The organism is Bifidobacterium sp. ESL0769 (assembly GCF_029395495.1).
Lineage (GTDB): Bacteria > Actinomycetota > Actinomycetes > Actinomycetales > Bifidobacteriaceae > Bifidobacterium.
Genome location: NZ_CP113918.1, coordinates 297,457 through 313,608, shown reverse-complemented (window position 1 = coordinate 313,608; position 16,152 = coordinate 297,457). Strand labels below are relative to the sequence as shown.

Annotated in this window: 16 protein-coding genes; 2 read left to right on the top strand and 14 right to left on the bottom strand. The window is 55.1% G+C overall.

What is annotated here, in order from left to right; all coding sequences use genetic code 11:
* Nucleotides 1-9: 9 nt before the first annotated feature.
* The 7 genes from OZX72_RS01125 to ptsP all read right to left on the bottom strand — a co-directional run bounded on the left by OZX72_RS01125 (nucleotide 10) and on the right by ptsP (nucleotide 8,452).
* On the bottom strand, nucleotides 10-1,581 hold the full coding sequence (locus tag OZX72_RS01125) for a formate--tetrahydrofolate ligase (protein WP_277158633.1): 1,572 nt from the start codon (nucleotides 1,579-1,581) through the stop codon (nucleotides 10-12).
* Between the two features lie 276 nt (nucleotides 1,582-1,857).
* Nucleotides 1,858-3,474 carry a C69 family dipeptidase gene (locus OZX72_RS01120; protein ID WP_277158632.1) on the bottom strand — a complete coding sequence of 539 codons (1,617 nt, stop codon included), beginning with the start codon at nucleotides 3,472-3,474 and terminating at the stop codon, nucleotides 1,858-1,860.
* Between the two features lie 161 nt (nucleotides 3,475-3,635).
* Nucleotides 3,636-4,193 carry a YbhB/YbcL family Raf kinase inhibitor-like protein gene (locus OZX72_RS01115; protein WP_277158631.1) on the bottom strand — a complete coding sequence of 186 codons (558 nt, stop codon included), beginning with the start codon at nucleotides 4,191-4,193 and terminating at the stop codon, nucleotides 3,636-3,638.
* 107 nt (nucleotides 4,194-4,300) lie between these two features.
* On the bottom strand, nucleotides 4,301-5,725 hold the full coding sequence (locus OZX72_RS01110) for a PTS ascorbate transporter subunit IIC (protein WP_277158630.1): 1,425 nt from the start codon (nucleotides 5,723-5,725) through the stop codon (nucleotides 4,301-4,303).
* A gap of 119 nt (nucleotides 5,726-5,844) precedes the next feature.
* Nucleotides 5,845-6,141 (bottom strand): PTS sugar transporter subunit IIB, encoded by a 297-nt coding sequence (locus tag OZX72_RS01105; RefSeq protein ID WP_277158629.1) that lies wholly within the window; start codon nucleotides 6,139-6,141, stop codon nucleotides 5,845-5,847.
* Between the two features lie 122 nt (nucleotides 6,142-6,263).
* Nucleotides 6,264-6,704, bottom strand: a complete 441-nt coding sequence (locus OZX72_RS01100; protein WP_277158628.1) for a PTS sugar transporter subunit IIA — start codon at nucleotides 6,702-6,704, stop codon at nucleotides 6,264-6,266.
* 80 nt (nucleotides 6,705-6,784) lie between these two features.
* Nucleotides 6,785-8,452, bottom strand: a complete 1,668-nt coding sequence (gene ptsP / locus OZX72_RS01095; RefSeq protein WP_277158627.1) for a phosphoenolpyruvate--protein phosphotransferase — start codon at nucleotides 8,450-8,452, stop codon at nucleotides 6,785-6,787.
* Between the two features lie 229 nt (nucleotides 8,453-8,681).
* Between ptsP and OZX72_RS01090 the strand changes: the two genes are divergently transcribed.
* Entirely contained in the window at nucleotides 8,682-8,954 is a 273-nt protein-coding gene (locus OZX72_RS01090) for an HPr family phosphocarrier protein (RefSeq protein ID WP_277158626.1), read from the top strand.
* A 136-nt stretch (nucleotides 8,955-9,090) separates the two neighbouring features.
* Here OZX72_RS01090 and OZX72_RS01085 read toward each other — a convergent pair whose 3' ends face one another.
* The 3 genes from OZX72_RS01085 to OZX72_RS01075 all read right to left on the bottom strand — a co-directional run bounded on the left by OZX72_RS01085 (nucleotide 9,091) and on the right by OZX72_RS01075 (nucleotide 11,958).
* A complete protein-coding gene (locus OZX72_RS01085; protein WP_277158625.1) occupies nucleotides 9,091-10,506 on the bottom strand; it encodes a PTS ascorbate transporter subunit IIC in 1,416 nt (471 codons plus the stop codon).
* A gap of 85 nt (nucleotides 10,507-10,591) precedes the next feature.
* Nucleotides 10,592-10,891 carry a PTS sugar transporter subunit IIB gene (locus tag OZX72_RS01080; RefSeq protein WP_277158624.1) on the bottom strand — a complete coding sequence of 100 codons (300 nt, stop codon included), beginning with the start codon at nucleotides 10,889-10,891 and terminating at the stop codon, nucleotides 10,592-10,594.
* Between the two features lie 344 nt (nucleotides 10,892-11,235).
* On the bottom strand, nucleotides 11,236-11,958 hold the full coding sequence (locus tag OZX72_RS01075; protein WP_277158623.1) for a histidine phosphatase family protein: 723 nt from the start codon (nucleotides 11,956-11,958) through the stop codon (nucleotides 11,236-11,238).
* An 84-nt stretch (nucleotides 11,959-12,042) separates the two neighbouring features.
* On the opposite strand from OZX72_RS01075, the gene OZX72_RS01070 reads away from it, so the two are divergent.
* Nucleotides 12,043-13,098 carry a LacI family DNA-binding transcriptional regulator gene (locus tag OZX72_RS01070; protein WP_277158622.1) on the top strand — a complete coding sequence of 352 codons (1,056 nt, stop codon included), beginning with the start codon at nucleotides 12,043-12,045 and terminating at the stop codon, nucleotides 13,096-13,098.
* A gap of 112 nt (nucleotides 13,099-13,210) precedes the next feature.
* Here OZX72_RS01070 and OZX72_RS01065 read toward each other — a convergent pair whose 3' ends face one another.
* The 4 genes from OZX72_RS01065 to OZX72_RS01050 form a co-directional block, all read right to left on the bottom strand.
* The gene (locus OZX72_RS01065) at nucleotides 13,211-14,362 is read right to left on the bottom strand and encodes a DNA polymerase III subunit delta' (RefSeq protein WP_277158621.1); all 1,152 of its coding nucleotides are present in this window, start codon (nucleotides 14,360-14,362) and stop codon (nucleotides 13,211-13,213) included.
* A 218-nt stretch (nucleotides 14,363-14,580) separates the two neighbouring features.
* Entirely contained in the window at nucleotides 14,581-15,207 is a 627-nt protein-coding gene (gene tmk / locus OZX72_RS01060; RefSeq protein ID WP_277158620.1) for a dTMP kinase, read from the bottom strand.
* Between the two features lie 120 nt (nucleotides 15,208-15,327).
* Entirely contained in the window at nucleotides 15,328-15,600 is a 273-nt protein-coding gene (locus OZX72_RS01055) for a DUF4160 domain-containing protein (RefSeq protein ID WP_277158619.1), read from the bottom strand.
* Nucleotides 15,593-15,826, bottom strand: coding sequence for a hypothetical protein (locus OZX72_RS01050; RefSeq protein WP_277158618.1), 234 nt, complete (start codon nucleotides 15,824-15,826; stop codon nucleotides 15,593-15,595). The genes OZX72_RS01055 and OZX72_RS01050 overlap by 8 nt, the downstream gene beginning before the upstream one ends.
* Nucleotides 15,827-16,152: the final 326 nt, after the last annotated feature.

Sequence of the window (16,152 nt, the reverse complement as noted above, 5' to 3'; positions counted from 1 at the left end):
ACGGCATCCTCAGACGATCTTGGGCATCGGGGTAGTGAGCGATGTGGTGAGGTTGACCTGCACCACACCGGCGCCAAGGTGCGGCTCGACTTTCTTAAGCGTTACTGTGCGCTCGTCGGTGGCAGCAGAATCATCGTCGGTCATCGTGGCCGGGGACTTCACCGCCACCACGGCGAGGTCATCAATACTCGTTCCGACACCGTTGCACAAATCGGTCGCAGCGGCCAGGGACTCGGCGAAACCGAGTTTGGTCAGCACGCGGTCGGCCGGAACGCCGTACGCGTTGTCAGCAATCCACTTCACGTCTTCGACCAGGCCCATGCCCTTGTGGCTGGCGCGGTTGTCGGCGGCTTCCGGATCGTCGGAATCGGCAGGAGCATTGGTCGCGTTGGCATTGTCGGCGTTATTCGCATCGTCAAGTGCCTCCACGAACGCGTCAAGCTGCGGAGCCAAAGCCTCGCCGCCGTCACGGAAGAGGTTGCCGATAATCGGGTTGCGGAAGTCCAATGATTTCGCGGTGTCACGCAGGGAATCGATCTGGTCGTCCTCGCCGTCCCAGAGATTGACCAGCGGGAAGGTCGGAATACCAAGGTTTTCGAGACGATGAACATGGAACGGGTAACGCCAGGCCAACTTCGGGTCGTCGCGCCAGGTCGAAGCACGGGTGACCACCACGGCGGCGGCCGGCCATTCGGCGCCGTACTCGCGACAGGCGATGTCGAGCCATTTCTGGGCACCGGCATCGGCGCCGTATCCGGCTTCGACCACCACGACGTCGTGCAGCGCGCAGGCCATCTCCACGGAAATCAGGCTCGGGATGCCCAGCGACACGTTGGCGAACGGGCCGCAGTGCACATAGACCGGCGAACCGTTGACGGTCTCGGTCTGCGCCGGCTTCACCGCATCGCCGAGGATGCCGGTGATGCGCCAAAGGTCAATGAAATCGCCGAAAGCGACAGGGTTGCCATCCTTGGTGCCAGCGACCATCTTCGAGACACGCTCGGCAATCTCGTCCATGGAATGGGAAAGTACGACAATCTGCATCAGCTCGCAGGTCGGGGTCAGCACGACGCGCTCGGGCACATTGCCCTTACCACGGTCGACGGCAATCTGACGCAGCGAGCGCGACGGCACTTCGGAGACGCGCGGCACGAGGATAGTGTCGATAACGCCATCATCAATGGCCTTCTCTGCGAAGGAAACCAGCAGGTTCTGCGCGTTCTCGATGGCAGCCATTTCGCCGCACAGGCCCCAGTCAATCAATTCGGGATGGGAAAGCGAGGATTTGCCACCGCCCGAAGCGCCACCCTTGGAGCCAGCCGCGGTGATGCCCATGCTCGGCTGGCGCAGTACTGCGGTCGCGTCAATGCCACGGGCACGCAGCGCGTCGATTAGCGCGATGGTGGTGGTGGTCTTTCCTTCGCCACGCGAAGCCTTCAGCGGCGTATCGGCGGTGACGAGCACAACCTGCCCGTGCTTGCGCGGCTCATCGGCGTGGTTTTTCAGGTAATCGAGATATCCGAATGCGTCGATTTTTTTGACCAGTCCATACTGGGTGGTGAATTGATCGATCAGAGCCATGCCGTACCTGCTTTCAACGCGCGTAAGAATCATCCGAAATTACGGAATTATATCGTTACTAGATATAATCTAACCTACGAATCAACCGTACCGATAAACCCGCAACCAATACCAAAAGCCTATCAGTACGCGTCGCCGCGAAGGATAAAACGCTCAGAAACAGTTTCCATAATGGTCGATATCAAAAAGGCCGATCGACATGAAACCCGGGACGGCAAAACACTGCCATTCTTTGATTTCCATCGACCGACCTTTTGACTGAGGAAACCAGCCACTTTAGTTGTCGGAGCGGTTGAAGCCGTTGGCCATCTTCATCGAAGCCGTGTAGAGCACGGTGTCGAGTAGCGAATCGGTTTCCTTCTTGATTTGGTCGGCCATCGATTGGTTGGCAGTGCGCAAAATCTCGCGCACTTCAGCGTTGCGAGTGGCAGCGATGATCTGGTCCGGTTTCATCGGCTCGACATCGCCTTCGGGATTGCCTGCGTTGAGTTCGGCCTGTGCCATGGATTCGGCGCTGGCCTCCTTGTCGCCGCCGAGCCGGGCGATCTGCTCATCGGTGGCTGCGACCATGCGATGGCCCATGCCGCCGGTCAGCTCCTGATAGCGCTCAATGGCGTTGGAGGTTTCAGCGAATGCGGAGTTGCACAGCGCCGCGATGATACGGTTCTCCCAGTAAAGGTTCTCGCTGGTCACGCGGGTGGTGGTCGCTTCGAGATAGGCCGGCGTGGCGTCGACATTCGGGTAGAACGGCACCAGTGCGTTGAAGGGATTCGAACCATAGGAAATCCACTGGATGGCGCGGTCGGACTGCGGACGATACGGACGAATCTGCATCACCGCAAGCTGGCTTTGGCGGTTGATGCCGATGCAGCGGTACATGTGACGGGTGTGCTCGTCGCCGCGATGGCCGTACGGATCGTAAGGCGTGCCCTGATAGTGCGAGCTCAGCACGTATTTGACATCCTCGATGGTAACCTTGCGCTCAGGCTGCCGCGCCCACGGAATGTCATCGGATTCAGGAGTATGGTCGGCGTCCGGCCCGTCCCACACCTCGTCGTAAGGGTTCAGCGTACGCTGCATGTACCAGGCGCGCGGGGTGTTGTAGACGTGGTCGGAATCTGAGTGGGAACCGAACGCGTCGCGCGGGTTGAACGGAGTGGTCGCTTCGACGGCGAGGTCGAGATGATTGGCCTCGATGAACTCGTTCAGGTCGGCGGAGCACATGTGATTCTCCTGCTCGCCGAATGCGTCTTCAAGGTCGAATTCGTCGATGCCCAGCTGGTTCGGCATGGTGACGTAGGCCTCGTCGGGCACGCGCTTGGCAATCCAATGATGACCGCCGACGGTCTCGAGCCACCAGATTTCGTTGACATCGCTGAAGGCGACACCGTTCATCTCATTGGTGCCGTACTGCTCGAGCAACGAGCCCAGGCGCTGAACGCCTTCACGCGCGGTCTTGATATATGGCAGCACGATGGAAAGGAAATCCTCTTCGCTGATACCGCCAGCCACTTCGGGCACATAGTCCGGCTCGCCCTTCTTGCACTTGGCCGGCTCGAACTCGACGAACGGGTCGGCGCCGATGACGCGCTCATTGGTCGTCAGGGTCTCCGTGGCGCTCATTGCCACGTTGGCCTCGTTGACACCCGCCTCGCCCCAGACACCGTCTTTGAGGTCCGCGTTGGGCAACGAAGTGTATTGCATCGGATTATCTGGCAGTTCGATGTCGAGATGATTCAGCACGCTGCGATAATGCCGCGGCTGATCGGCGGGCTTGACCACGACGAAACGCTTGGGGTTAAACTCCCCGTTTGCCGAATCCTCGTTGCGCGCGATGATGGTCGAGCCGTCATAGCTCGCATCCTTACCGACCAGAATGGTGGTGCATGCCATGGTTGTTGTTCCTTTCGTTAAAATGCAATAATTATGATTTACGAGATGAAGCCGTGCACTTTTCTACCAAGAAGAAAAAAGTACACGAATTCTAAGCTGGAATTACCTAAAAATACCTGAAAATCGACGCACTTTACCAATCGACTGGCAAAAGTGCACAATCATACAGCCGGATTGCCGATGAACGTAATCTCGGCGTCGTCAATCGGACCGGAATAATCAAGAATCTTATGGTACAAATCGTTGAGCCAGAAGCCCTGGCGCATCTCCGACAGCGGATCGACGGTGGCCCAGACGTGCAAGACGTAGCCATGAGGCTTGTCAGGCGGAGTCGGGCCGTTGTAGCGCATGGTCACTGACGGGTTGCTTGAGCCGACGAACTTGCTGGCGGCACTCGTGCGGCCTTGCGCGGCCTCAGGAATCATCGTCGGCAGTTGGCGCGAGAAGTCCGGCGGAATCTGCAGGGCGTGGGAATCGTTGAAATCGAACATCAACGCGTCAATCGGCACGTTGACGGCCGACCAATGAATCCACTCGAAACCGCAGACCGGAATCGAATCGGGATCGGTCAGCTGCCAGTGCAGATAATGCATGTTGGCCTGCACCTCGTCGATGTAGAACGGGAACGAGACGATGGGCGTGCCGTCGACCTTGTATTCGGGCACCGCTGCCCCGGTGAAATCGTCGGGAATGGTGGTGAAATCTGCTGAAATCTTCATGATTCAAGTATCTCTCAGACTTGTGACGAAATGCACCCAAAACATAAAAATCCCAACCCTCGGCAGGGAGGATTGGGATTGGATGAAACGGAAATCAGAGCCTTATATCAGGCTTCGGTCTTCGCGTCACTGTCGGCCGTCGACGGGGCAGCGGCCACAGCAGCTGCAGCCTTCTTCTTATCGCGCTGGGTCAGCAGAACAGAGGCGATGTAGAAAATCACGACGCAGATGATGACCGCGGCGATCAGAGCAATCTGGCCACCAGCCTTATTCGCATAGCCGAAAATCAGACCGGCGACACCGAAATCAGCATCGGAGTAAGTCGCGCTGCCAAGGCCAACGCTGCCAAGCACTGGCAGGAGGAACAAAGGCAGGAAGCTGATGGCGAGGCCGTTGACGAAAGAGCTGGTGATGGCGCCACGGATACCGCCGACGCCATTGCCGATGACGCCTGCAGCAGCACCGGTCATGAAGCAAGCCACCACGCCGGGGATAATAACGGTGGTGTGGCAAAGAATCATGATGATCATGCCGACGATGCCGCCAACAAAGCTGCCAAGGAAGCCGATAAGAACGGCGTTGGGGGCGAAGGTGAAGGTGACGGGAACGTCAAGCGCGGGCTTGGCGTTCTTCACGAGCTTCTCGCTGATACCCTTGAACGCAGGAACGATCTCACCCAGGACGACACGGACGCCGGCCAGGATGATGAACACACCTGCGGAGAAGGTGGCGGCCTGAAGGATGGAGAAGACGATGAAGTTCTGGCCGTTGCTGAGCTTGGTCTGGATGTAGGTCGGGCCGGCGCACAGCGCGACGACGATGTAAATCACTGCCATGGAAAGCGCCACGATGACGGTGGTGTCACGAAGGAAGCCAAGGCCGGAGGGGAACTTGATGTCCTCGGTGGACTTGGAAGGATGCTTCTTCGAACGGGTGAGCTTGGCGACCAAGCCACCGAGCGCGATGCCGGAACCGCCGGTGTGGCCGAGGGCGACCTCGTCGCTGCCAGTAACGTCACGCATGAACGGCTGCACCAACGCAGGCGAAATGGTGACGATCAGGCCCTGGGCGATGGAGCCCCAGAGGATGACACCCCAGGTCGGCAGGCCGGAGACCTCGAAGATCACGGCAATCATCGTGGCCATATAGAAGGCCACGTGGCCGGAAAGATAGATGTATTTGAAGCGCGAAGTCATCGATAGAAGAACATTGACGATCATGCCGAAGAAGAAGATCAACGCCGCTTCGGAACCGAATTTCACCAGCACGGTGCCGACAATGGCCTCGTTGTTCGGCACTACGCCCTGCACGTGGAAGGCGTGCTCGAACATGTCGCCGAACGGGGTCAATGAGTTGCTTACGACGCTGGCGCCGGAAGACAGTACCAGGAAGCCGACCATCGTACGGATGGTGCCCTGCATGATATCGGTGCCCTTCTTACGCTGCAAGGCCAGGCCAATCAGTGAAATCAGCGCGACAATAACCGATGGCTGTCGGAAAATGTCAAGTAAAACGGAAACAAAACCGTTCATGGTATATAGCCACTCCTTTGTGATGTAGCAGTGCTGCATCATTGGTGTTATCAATTACTGAAAACGAATAAAATTCTTTGCAAACCCAGAGGACTTCCGAAAATCGGAATCCTTCGTCATCACTTGTTGGGTACCTCCACTCCGTGTCGTTCGAGGGCCGCAGCGACCTTCTCCTTGATCTCTTTCATGTCGATAAGGCTGTTGAGCACCACGACATCGGGATTCTTCCCCTGTGCCGTTTCCGCCAAATCTCGACCCACGAAAACCGTATCCGCGGACTCGGGAGTGACCGAAGCAATGTCGGTATGATCGGTTTCCACACCTTGCACACCGAGCTCTTTCAACGCCTTGTCGATATTGAGCTGGGTCATGAAACTCGACCCGAGACCGGTACTGCACGCTGTGAGAATCTTCATTGTTATGCCTTTCTATGAACGGGACATCTTTTAAAAAACAAAAATCAACTATCGCTTATCCAAGGGCTGTCTAATAGGCACCCGATATCAAGCGAGTCGTAAACGAATAAATATCGGAAATATCAGGAAAGAACTTTCTTGAGATCATCCACATTCTTCGCCTCGCCCAACGCTTTGAGCTTGTCGGCATCAGTCAGCAACCCCGCAAGGCTCTGCATCAGTTCGATATGCGTGTTCGAATCCTTGGCGGCTAGGCAGAACATCGTCGTAATGGGATGATCCGGAGAATCCGCCAAGAGGAAAGGCTCAGCTACATGCAGCACCGAAAGTGCGGTGGCATTGACGCCCGCTTCCGGCCTGGCATGAGCCAAGGCCACCTGCCCGCCCAAGTCGATATAGGTGCCGCCAGGCGATGAAATGGATTTCTTGATGGCTTCGACATAGCCTTCTCTAATCGCGCCGTTCTTGAGCAGCGGGGCGGCCACTTTGTCAACCGCCTCATTCCACCCCGAGACCTCGGGAGCGAAAAGAATGACATCATCCTTGAAATATTCGCTAAGCATTCGTTCTCCTGATTTATCGTTCTTGTTTTTCTGATGTTCAATCGTTGCCTCAGAGCGTTGCCCCGAAACAGTAATCGGAATCATTGCTGTTCAAAATCCCAACGGGTCGGGTGGTAGAAAGCGCCGTCCAAGGCCTGAGCCGCCTTGTCTTTCGCCTCGTCCATCGTGTATTTGGCAAGCTCGGCGCGAACGTCGTCCAACGCCACAGGCGTCATCGACAGGGAGTTGACGCCGATACCAGCCAGCACCACCGCCAAATCCGGGTCGGCGGCCGCTTCTCCGCACACTCCGACCGGCATGCCATTGGCGTTTCCGGCGTCGGCGATCATCTTGATGGCGCGAAGCACCGCCGGGTGCCATGCGGTTTGATAGTCAGCCACGGACCCTAACGTACGGTCGGCGGCCAAAGTATACTGCGTCAGATCATTGGTACCAATGGAGACGAAATCAGCTACTTTAGCCACTTTGTCGGCCATGAAAGCGATAGAAGGCACTTCGGCCATCACACCCACTTTCTTAAGACCTTTCGACTTGCCGAGACGGACGAAATACTCGGCTTCATGCTCGTCTGTGACCATCGGCATCATCACCCACAAATCGGCATCCGTCTGCGCGTCCGCCGCCACCAGCGCGTCCAACTGGGCGTTCATCACGTCCATGTGCTGCCGCAGCGAGCGCAGGCCACGCAGGCCCAATGCGGGATTGGGCTCGTCGCCGGGTGTCAGGAACGGCAACGGCTTATCCGCGCCGGCATCGAGCATACGAATGACGACTTTCTTACCGGGGAAACGGCTCAGCAACTTGATATAAGCTGCGGTCTGCACTTCGACGCTCGGCGGTTGCTCGTTGCCCAAAAACAGGAATTCAGAACGGAAAAGCCCCACACCTTCCGCACCGTATTCAAGGGCGGGATCGGCATCTTCCGGCTTGCCGACATTCGCCAGCAGCGGCAGAAGCGTGCCGTCCTTCAACGCACCGGGCTTACCCCGCAGTTCCTTGGCCTTGTCGGCCTGGGCTTTGGCGGCATTGGCGGCAGCGATCTCATCGTCACTCGGGTCGATGGTCACACTGCCCTCGGCGGCATTGACGATAACCGTCTGGCCTGTGCTCAAATCGTCGGCACCGGCGGCGGAAACGACCGCGACAAGGCCACGCGCGCGGGCAAGAATCGCCGTATGGCTGGTCGGTCCACCTTGGCTGGTGACAATGGCGAGGGTCTTTTCCATGTCGAGACCGGCGGTGTCGGCCGGCGACAGATCCTCGGCAACCAGCACAAACGGCTTGTCGCTTTGCGGAAGTCCCGGAGCGGGGACACCTTCCAAATCTGCGATTACACGCTGGCCGACATCATGCAGATCACCCGCACGCTCAGCCATATAACCCCCCAAAGCGGAAAGCGTCTGCTCAAAACTTGCGAATCCTTCGAATACCGCTCTTTGCGCGGTCTTTCCGTCATCGACGCCCTTTTTGATGGTATCGAGCAACGCAGGATCAGCAGCCATTTGCGCAAGGGCCTGAAGAATCGGAGCAGCTTGCTGGGTGCCTTTGTCGCCGTTCTCGGCCGCTTCGGCACGCCGTTGTAAGTCTGCATTGATAGTTTTCATTGACTCCTGAACACGAGCCATTTCCTCGTCCGCGCTGACGCCAACAGCGCGAGGAGCTTTCGACGGCTCTTGCAAAGGCGCCGCCATACGAATCACCGGACCAACCGCAACATTACGACCAACGCCGATTCCTGAGATGTCCATTCAGTCTCCTTAGTCCAAACAGTAAGACAACGGAAAATCGCCTTGAATCCCCTTGTCTTGATTTGCTGTGCACCATCACTGCAAACCTTTTTCAGCTCTTATTCACTATACACCTTAAAAATGGCTTAGTAAAGTCGGTAATCGATTTCTCAAATTCTTCTTTTACTGATAGAATATGTGGTACGTATTCACATCGTTTGGTGTGCCAGATAATACTAAGGAGTGTTCCATGGCCGTAGCAGTTCGAACTATTTCCATTACCGATCCCGTTGGCATCCATGCCCGCCCAGCTTCTCAGCTGGTGCAGGCAGTCAATGCTTCAGGTTGCAAGGTTACCATTTCCAAAGAGCCCGGCGCTGCTGGCGTCAACGCCGGCAGCATTCTTTCGATCATGGGCCTTGGCATCAAGCAGGGCGACACCACCGAGATCACAGTTGATGGCGACAACGCGGAATCCGTGGCGGACCAGCTGGTTACAGCACTTGACCAGCCTGGCGAATAATCGTTAATCGTGCAAAAGATTACTGCAATATAAAAGGTGCGGCCCCGACTTATCGACGGGACCGCACCTTTTTTATTTCTATACCGAGCCGCCGGGCCTTGTCAATCAAGACTCAGCGGCATTCGTTCAATTGCATTCAGGCGTTCGTAACCGCAGCACCATCGGCGTCAGCGGAATCGACGCCAGCCTTCTTCGCCTTCTCGCGACGAGTGAGCAGCACCGAGGCGATGTAGAAAAGTACTACGGAGAGGATCACGGTGACAATCAGCGCTACCTGCCCGCCGAACTTGTTGGCATAGCCGAAGATCAGGCCGGCGACGCCGAAGTCAGGGCCGGAGTACGTCACATTGGCCAAGCCGACGCTGCCGAGCACCGGAAGAAGGAACAGTGGGATGAAGCTGATCGCGATGCCTGAGACGAAGGAGCTAATAACAGCTCCACGCACACCGCTCTGGCTGTTGCCGATAACAGCGGCGGCCGCGCCGGTCATGAAGCAGGAGACGACACCCGGGATGACGATGGTGGTATGGCAGGCGATCATAATCAGCATACCGACGATGGCGCCGATGAAACAGCTGATAAAGCCAATCATCACCGCGTTCGGGGCGAAGGTGAAGGTGACAGGGACATCGAGCGCAGGCTTGGCGTTCTTCACGAGCTTCTCGCTGATGCCCTTGAACGCAGGAACGATCTCATTGAGGACGACGCGGACGCCGGCCAGGATGATGAACACGCCAGCGGAGAAGGTGGCACCTTGCAGAAGCGCGAAGACGATGAAGTTCTGGCCGTTGCTCAGCTTGGCCTGAATGTAGGTCGGGCCGGCGCACAGCGCGACGACGACGTAAATAAGCATCATGGAAAGCGCGACGATGACGGTGGTGTCACGAAGGAAGCTCAAACCCTTGGGGAACTTGATGTCCTCGGTGGACTTGGAAGGATGCTTCTTCGAACGGGTGAGGCGAGCGATAAGACCGCCCAACGCAACCGAAGAACCACTGGTGTGACCGAAGGCGACCTCGTCGCTGCCGGTGACATCACGCATGAACGGCTGCACCAACGCAGGCGACACCGTCACAATCAATCCTTGGGCTATGGAACCCCAGACCAATACGCCCCAGGTCGGCAGGCCGGAGACCTCGAAGATCACGGCGATCATCGTGGCCATATAGAACGCAACATGGCCGGAAAGATAGATGTATTTGAAGCGCGAAGTCATCGACAGCAGGATGTTGACGATCATACCGAAGAAGAAGATCAACGCCGCTTCGGAACCATACTTGACAAGAACCATGCCGACGACGGCCTCATTGCTGGGGACAACACCCTGAACATGGAAAGCGTGCTTGAACATATCACCGAATGGCGCCAGCGAATTGCTGATGACCGTCGTGCCGCTGGTAAGCACCAGGAAGCCGACCATCGTGCGGATGGTGCCTTGCATGATGTCGGTGGCCTTCTTATGCTGAACCCACAGACCGATCAGCGAGATCAGCGCGACAATAACCGACGGCTGTCGGAAAATGTCAAGCAGAACAGACATAAAACCGTTCATTTTCTATACCTTCTTATAGTCTTCTCATTTTTTTTATTACGATTTATCGATGATGCAACGATACGATCGGCATCGCCAGCATGTATTACTGCTGGGTGGGGAGGGCCACACCATGACGCTTCAACGCGTCAGAAACTTTTGCGGTAATCTCATTCATGTCGATCAAACTGTCAAGCACTACCACATCATCGCATTTCCCCTGCGCCGCTTCCGCCATGTCACGTCCGACGAATAATACATCCGCCGAACGAGGTGTGACCGAAGCGATATCCATGTGTCCGGTCTCAACATCCTCGACACCGAGCTGCTTCAACGCTTTTTCGATATTGAGCTGAGTCATGAAACTCGAGCCCAATCCCGTACTGCATGCTGTCAGTATTTTCATATTCGTTTCCTTCTTCGGTAAACCATTGCAACGGCCACCCTATTCGGAGCAACCGGTACAGAGCACAAGATTTATAACCTGCCGTAGGTAAATCTTTTTCTCAAAATCTGATTATATACACTAAATATTGGCTTGACAAGTTAAGTAAACGTTTTCTAAAAATCTGACATATATCAGTAATGCCGATAGGCCCGTCCATACCCAACGACTACGTACCAGCCCGACGCGCAGACGCTCCTCCACCAACGCCCCATATACACCATCAGGCCGCGGTCGAAACGAAAACTCGCTCGGCCACGGCCTGATATCACTGTCCTTGTCTTCTGAAATCGCAGACCTTGACGCTAAAGGTTCCAACCATCGATGACACGATAGCCCTTGTAAAGATCCAAAACCGAATAATGGGCGGTCCCCATACGAATGAGCTTGGCGAAATGAGGGTCAAGCCCGAGCCACTGAGAAGCAAGGATGCGGATAATATGCGCATGCGCAACCAACAGGACATCATGGCCAGCCTTGGCCATCGGCTCTATCTGTGCAATGACTCCACGAGCCCGTTGGGCCACTTCATCCAGCGTTTCTCCTCGTCCGTTGTGCACGTTGACGATCTCTCCGTCCGGCAACTGCTCCTCGCGGTCCCCTTCGTACGCTTCGCCAAGAATCAAAGACCCCTCATCCCACAGACTCCATTCACGTCCGAGCATGGTGTTGATTTGCTGCGGCGAGCGCCCCTCGGCTCGGCCATAATCCCATTCCATGATATCGGGCAACAGGTGATACTGCGTAAACCCTGCGAGCTCAGCGGTTTTACGCGACCGCTGCAGAGGACTGCTGAACACATAGTCGCTTTCAAAACCATTCGGGAACTGCCTGCGCAATCTCTCCCCAGCGTCTCGCGCCTGCTGTTCACCCTCTTGAGTAAGAGGTATATCCGTCCTGCCGGTATATTGACCAGTTTCAGCCCATACCGTCTGGCCGTGACGCAGCAACACTACTTTACCTGTACGATTTGTATCTTTCTGCAATGATGTCTCCCAACTCACACGAAGCAGAATAGCAGACACCATTCACCAGAAAAGCACAGCATCAATTACAATGAATACAGTAGAAAATGAAATAAACCGATATACGTAAGGTTTTGGGGTGAGAACATGAGGTCATCGGAGGACTTCGAAGCGGACGCACCTAACAATTCCATCGTTGAAGTGGCCGCCTTGGCGGAGGTCTCAACGGCAACGGTTTCACGAGTGTTGTCTGGCCGGCGAAGGAAGAACGACGATATCGCCAAAAAGGTTCGCCGTGCAGCGGCCACGTTGCATTATTCCGGGAATTCTGCAGCCAAAGCCTTGCGTAGCAAAATCAGCAATATCCTGGCAATCGTGATGCCAAAGCCCATCGACTTTTTTTCTTCACAAATTATCTCGGAACTCGAACCTGCCGCAAAGAACATTGGCAAAGACCTGCTTGTTGCTTTGGCAGCGAATCAGCAAGAATTGGATGAACAAATCCTAACGTTGGCGACCCGAGGTATCGACGGACTCATTGTCATTCCTCCCGCACAGTGCAGCCTGGAGGAATCTTTGTGCAAGCTTTCCGCTCCCATGCCAATAGTTCAGTTGACAGGGCAAAGTCCCAAACCTCCTGTTGATCTGATTGGCATCGACGTAACTGCCGCAATGCACGAAGCCGTGACGCATCTGGCTGATCGCAATGCAACATCGATTGCCTTCCTCAGCCCAAACCTGGATTCAGACGGCGTTTCCAACGCACTGATCGAATTTCAATCCTCGGATCAAATCACCAAGCTTATCCGCGAACCCGAATGGACGACATTCGGTGCCCGCACCATCAAACGCGGATATGAAGACGCGTTGCGGATATTCAACACGGAAACGAACAGGCCGGACGGCATTATTTGCGGCAATGATCAGATTGCGCTCGGTGCTCTCGAAGCATTACAGCAATTGCACATAACCGTTCCACAAGAGGTTGGAATCGTCAGTTTCGGCGATTCCCCCTTAGCCACGATGGCGGATCCTCCGATTACTTCCGTCAAACCGCCATATCAAGCCATGGTCACGGAAGCCATGCGCCTTATTCTTCAAAGCACTCATCACTTTCATCCGCATACAACATTTCCACCGGAAATCGTGGCCAGGGAATCGACATCATCACCTCGTATTGGCGTCAGCGACATAGCCGATTAAAGCTGAAAACTGGCCGAACGGCGTTGGAAAGTGCAAACGGCTCATAACGCGGAGCACCAAATCAGCAACTCACAACATGACATGGGCATCAACGTATTAAACGCAAATGCATTCACGCCAACAGCGCACAGAACAGCGCTTCGAAAAGGAGCGTCTGGTTGCCGTTACCATTGAGACGACGACGGGCGACGGAGATCGATTCGAGACGGTCAACCACACCTTGGCGAGTCAGGTGCTCGGCAAGATTGACGAGGGACGAACGCTTCTCCTTGTTGATCAGTCCAGCAGAATCTTCAGCGTTGTTCTGCAACACGGAGACATCGCGGTAAACGCTGGAGATGGTGTTCAAGTCACGGTCGAGCACATCGCGGCTGCGTCTGGTGGCCCTGCGCTTGATATCAGCCTTCTTGCCAATCTGATTGAAGGCACCGCGCAGTTGCGGCGGAATCCGGTCCTTCTCGCCCAAGCCGTTGATGCGCCGGAACTCAGCTTCCTGCTCGCCCGCCTTCTCTTCGACGTCGGCCTGCGCCTGGGCTTTGGCATTGTCGATGAGCTGACCTGCAAGTAACACGGCATCCGAGGCCTTGCCCATATTGAGCACGCCCGACACCAGTTCGGCCCGGTCGCTTCGCACCCGCTCATCAGTGGCATAGAGTTTGGCGACACCGATATGGCCTTCAGCCAGACGCGCACATTGTGCGGCAAGTTTCGGCTCGATATGTTCCTGCGTTTCCAAGAACTTGGCTACCGATTGCGTTGACGGCACAGCAAGATTGATGACGCGCGTACGGGAGCGGATGGTCGGCAACACATCCTCTGCACTCGGGGCACATAGCAGCCAAATGGTGTGAGGACTGGGTTCCTCAATCTCTTTCAAGAGCACGTTAGTGGTACGTTCGAGCATGCGATCGACATCTTCGATAATGATGATTCGCCATGGGGCGATGCTCGGTGTCTGTTCGGAAGTCTCGATCAGATCGCGGACCTCGTCGATGCCAATGGTGACCTTGTTCGTCGCCAATATGGTGACGTCAGGATGAGTTCCTGCCAGCACTTGCTCGCTGGAACGTTCGGGTTCGTCACTCAATCCATGATTGGGACTTTCAAGCGCAGCTGCGAACGCGCGCGCGACGTTGGAACGTCCGGATCCGGGAGGACCGCAAATCAGCCACGACTGAGCGATGGCTTTGGGGTCACCGGAAGCGGCGGCTCGCAGCCGCGCCACGACCTGATCCTGGCCGACGATTGAGTCCCATACGCTCATTGTTCCTCCACTGGTTTCGTTAAACCCACCTTATTGCCCGCCACCGATAGGCAATTACTTACATTCTTTCAACGTTCCATTTGGCCTTTTGAAATCGCTACATTCTTCTATGCCATATCGTGATATGCAGTAAATCGCAAAATACCAATCGGCTTTATTCAGCTACCGATAGCATACTATACGTATTACATTCTTGCCAACCAATCTGCGCCGCTACTTTACAGTCCACACGACCAATCTGCCAGCAGATCGTCGGCATCGGCACGAATCTGGTTCCACACCTCGCCAATCGGTTTCGAGGCATCGATGACCTTGAAACGAGATTTCTCGTGAGCCGCCAAATCAAGGAACGCCTGACGCGTACGCTCCTGAAAACCGTCACCGGCCGATTCCATACGGTCTTCGCTGTGGTCAAGTCTGCTATGCGAAGCAGCGGGATCCATATCCAGCAAGTACGTGCGTTCCGGTAACAGATTGTTTGTTGCCCAAAGACTCAGATTTCGCACTTCTTCCTGCGTGAGCTCCCGTCCACCAGCCTGATACGCCAACGACGAATCAATGTAACGATCGGAAATGACCACGGCCCCACGCGCGAGCGCCGGACGGATGACTTCGGCAACGTGCTGAGCCCGATCGGCAGCAAAGAGCAGCGCCTCAGTGCGCGGCGCAATCTCTCCCCCATGCAGCAGCAACTGCCGCAAGGCCACACCCAACTTCGTGCCTCCAGGCTCGCGGGTAACAACAACCTCACGCCCCAGCTCTTCGACATAGCGCTTCAGACGCTCAACCTGCGTGGTCTTCCCCACTCCGTCGACGCCCTCAAACGAAATAAACACCCCGCTCATAATCCTCAATCCCATCTAAAGCGATATACGATATATACCTAGAGAACAAACAGCACTCTCCAATATCGTCATTTTTAAAAGCAACAAATCAACACAACATTTTAATAAAGTTACCGTGCTTTATTTATCGAAATGATGGGCACCATCAAACATAGAATCCCAATCATTAACAATAATGTCGTATTTAAGTTGGAGACCAGATCGGATTTTTTCTATCTCGGTTCGTGAAAGACCCGCTTTGTTGCGCGCAAGTACGACTTTCCCGCTGCTCGTCAAGATGAATTTGGCCATGTCACGATAATTTCCACGCGAAATGTGAACATGGACTCCATGAAGCCTATCTCCTGAAAGGAAGGATACAGAATAACCGGAAACTTTGAATAAATCAGGCATTCGCATACTTCCGATCAATAGCGCGTGAATTTTTTACCATTGTGTAATTTTCTTTATAGTAATTCAACAGAAACGGCATAAAATCTTCAGGAAAATTCGACGAAAGCAAGTTGCCCTTATTATCGAACACCGCCTTGCGGTCATAGTCCACTTCGGTAATCGTTATAGTGTCTTCGGTATAGCCAAGACGCACGCCATCCATCTCAAAGAGATCATCACACTCCATATTGCACCTCCTTTCCTCCTGCAATACCGCCAATTGTAGCGGAAATGCAGGAGGACGAGAAGTAGCGCGAGAACGAGGAACGGGGCTCGGAATCTTGACATTTCGAGGTCTTCGTCTGTTGTTGCCCAAAGTTGATCGACCCGGCATCTTTACTCCTTTCGCTTGCCTGAAATCTCCATTGATTCCATCGAAGCACAAAAAGCAAAATCATCGAGGCAAAAACGGGCACTGTGGTCGAATGATAGGGGTTATCCACATTTGAGGCGTGTCGCGGGCTACGCCCGTCAGTTGTCCACAATCAGCAATCATGGCCGTTGATTATCCAC

Coding starts and splice junctions, on each gene's coding strand:
- OZX72_RS01125 (WP_277158633.1), bottom strand. CDS start 1,581: ATGGCTCTGATCGATCAATTCACCACCCAGTATGGACTGGTCAAAAAA.
- OZX72_RS01120 (WP_277158632.1), bottom strand. CDS start 3,474: ATGGCATGCACCACCATTCTGGTCGGTAAGGATGCGAGCTATGACGGC.
- OZX72_RS01115 (WP_277158631.1), bottom strand. CDS start 4,193: ATGAAGATTTCAGCAGATTTCACCACCATTCCCGACGATTTCACCGGG.
- OZX72_RS01110 (WP_277158630.1), bottom strand. CDS start 5,725: ATGAACGGTTTTGTTTCCGTTTTACTTGACATTTTCCGACAGCCATCG.
- OZX72_RS01105 (WP_277158629.1), bottom strand. CDS start 6,141: ATGAAGATTCTCACAGCGTGCAGTACCGGTCTCGGGTCGAGTTTCATG.
- OZX72_RS01100 (WP_277158628.1), bottom strand. CDS start 6,704: ATGCTTAGCGAATATTTCAAGGATGATGTCATTCTTTTCGCTCCCGAG.
- ptsP (WP_277158627.1), bottom strand. CDS start 8,452: ATGGACATCTCAGGAATCGGCGTTGGTCGTAATGTTGCGGTTGGTCCG.
- OZX72_RS01090 (WP_277158626.1), top strand. CDS start 8,682: ATGGCCGTAGCAGTTCGAACTATTTCCATTACCGATCCCGTTGGCATC.
- OZX72_RS01085 (WP_277158625.1), bottom strand. CDS start 10,506: ATGAACGGTTTTATGTCTGTTCTGCTTGACATTTTCCGACAGCCGTCG.
- OZX72_RS01080 (WP_277158624.1), bottom strand. CDS start 10,891: ATGAAAATACTGACAGCATGCAGTACGGGATTGGGCTCGAGTTTCATG.
- OZX72_RS01075 (WP_277158623.1), bottom strand. CDS start 11,958: ATGGTGTCTGCTATTCTGCTTCGTGTGAGTTGGGAGACATCATTGCAG.
- OZX72_RS01070 (WP_277158622.1), top strand. CDS start 12,043: ATGAGGTCATCGGAGGACTTCGAAGCGGACGCACCTAACAATTCCATC.
- OZX72_RS01065 (WP_277158621.1), bottom strand. CDS start 14,362: ATGAGCGTATGGGACTCAATCGTCGGCCAGGATCAGGTCGTGGCGCGG.
- tmk (WP_277158620.1), bottom strand. CDS start 15,207: ATGAGCGGGGTGTTTATTTCGTTTGAGGGCGTCGACGGAGTGGGGAAG.
- OZX72_RS01055 (WP_277158619.1), bottom strand. CDS start 15,600: ATGCCTGATTTATTCAAAGTTTCCGGTTATTCTGTATCCTTCCTTTCA.
- OZX72_RS01050 (WP_277158618.1), bottom strand. CDS start 15,826: ATGGAGTGTGATGATCTCTTTGAGATGGATGGCGTGCGTCTTGGCTAT.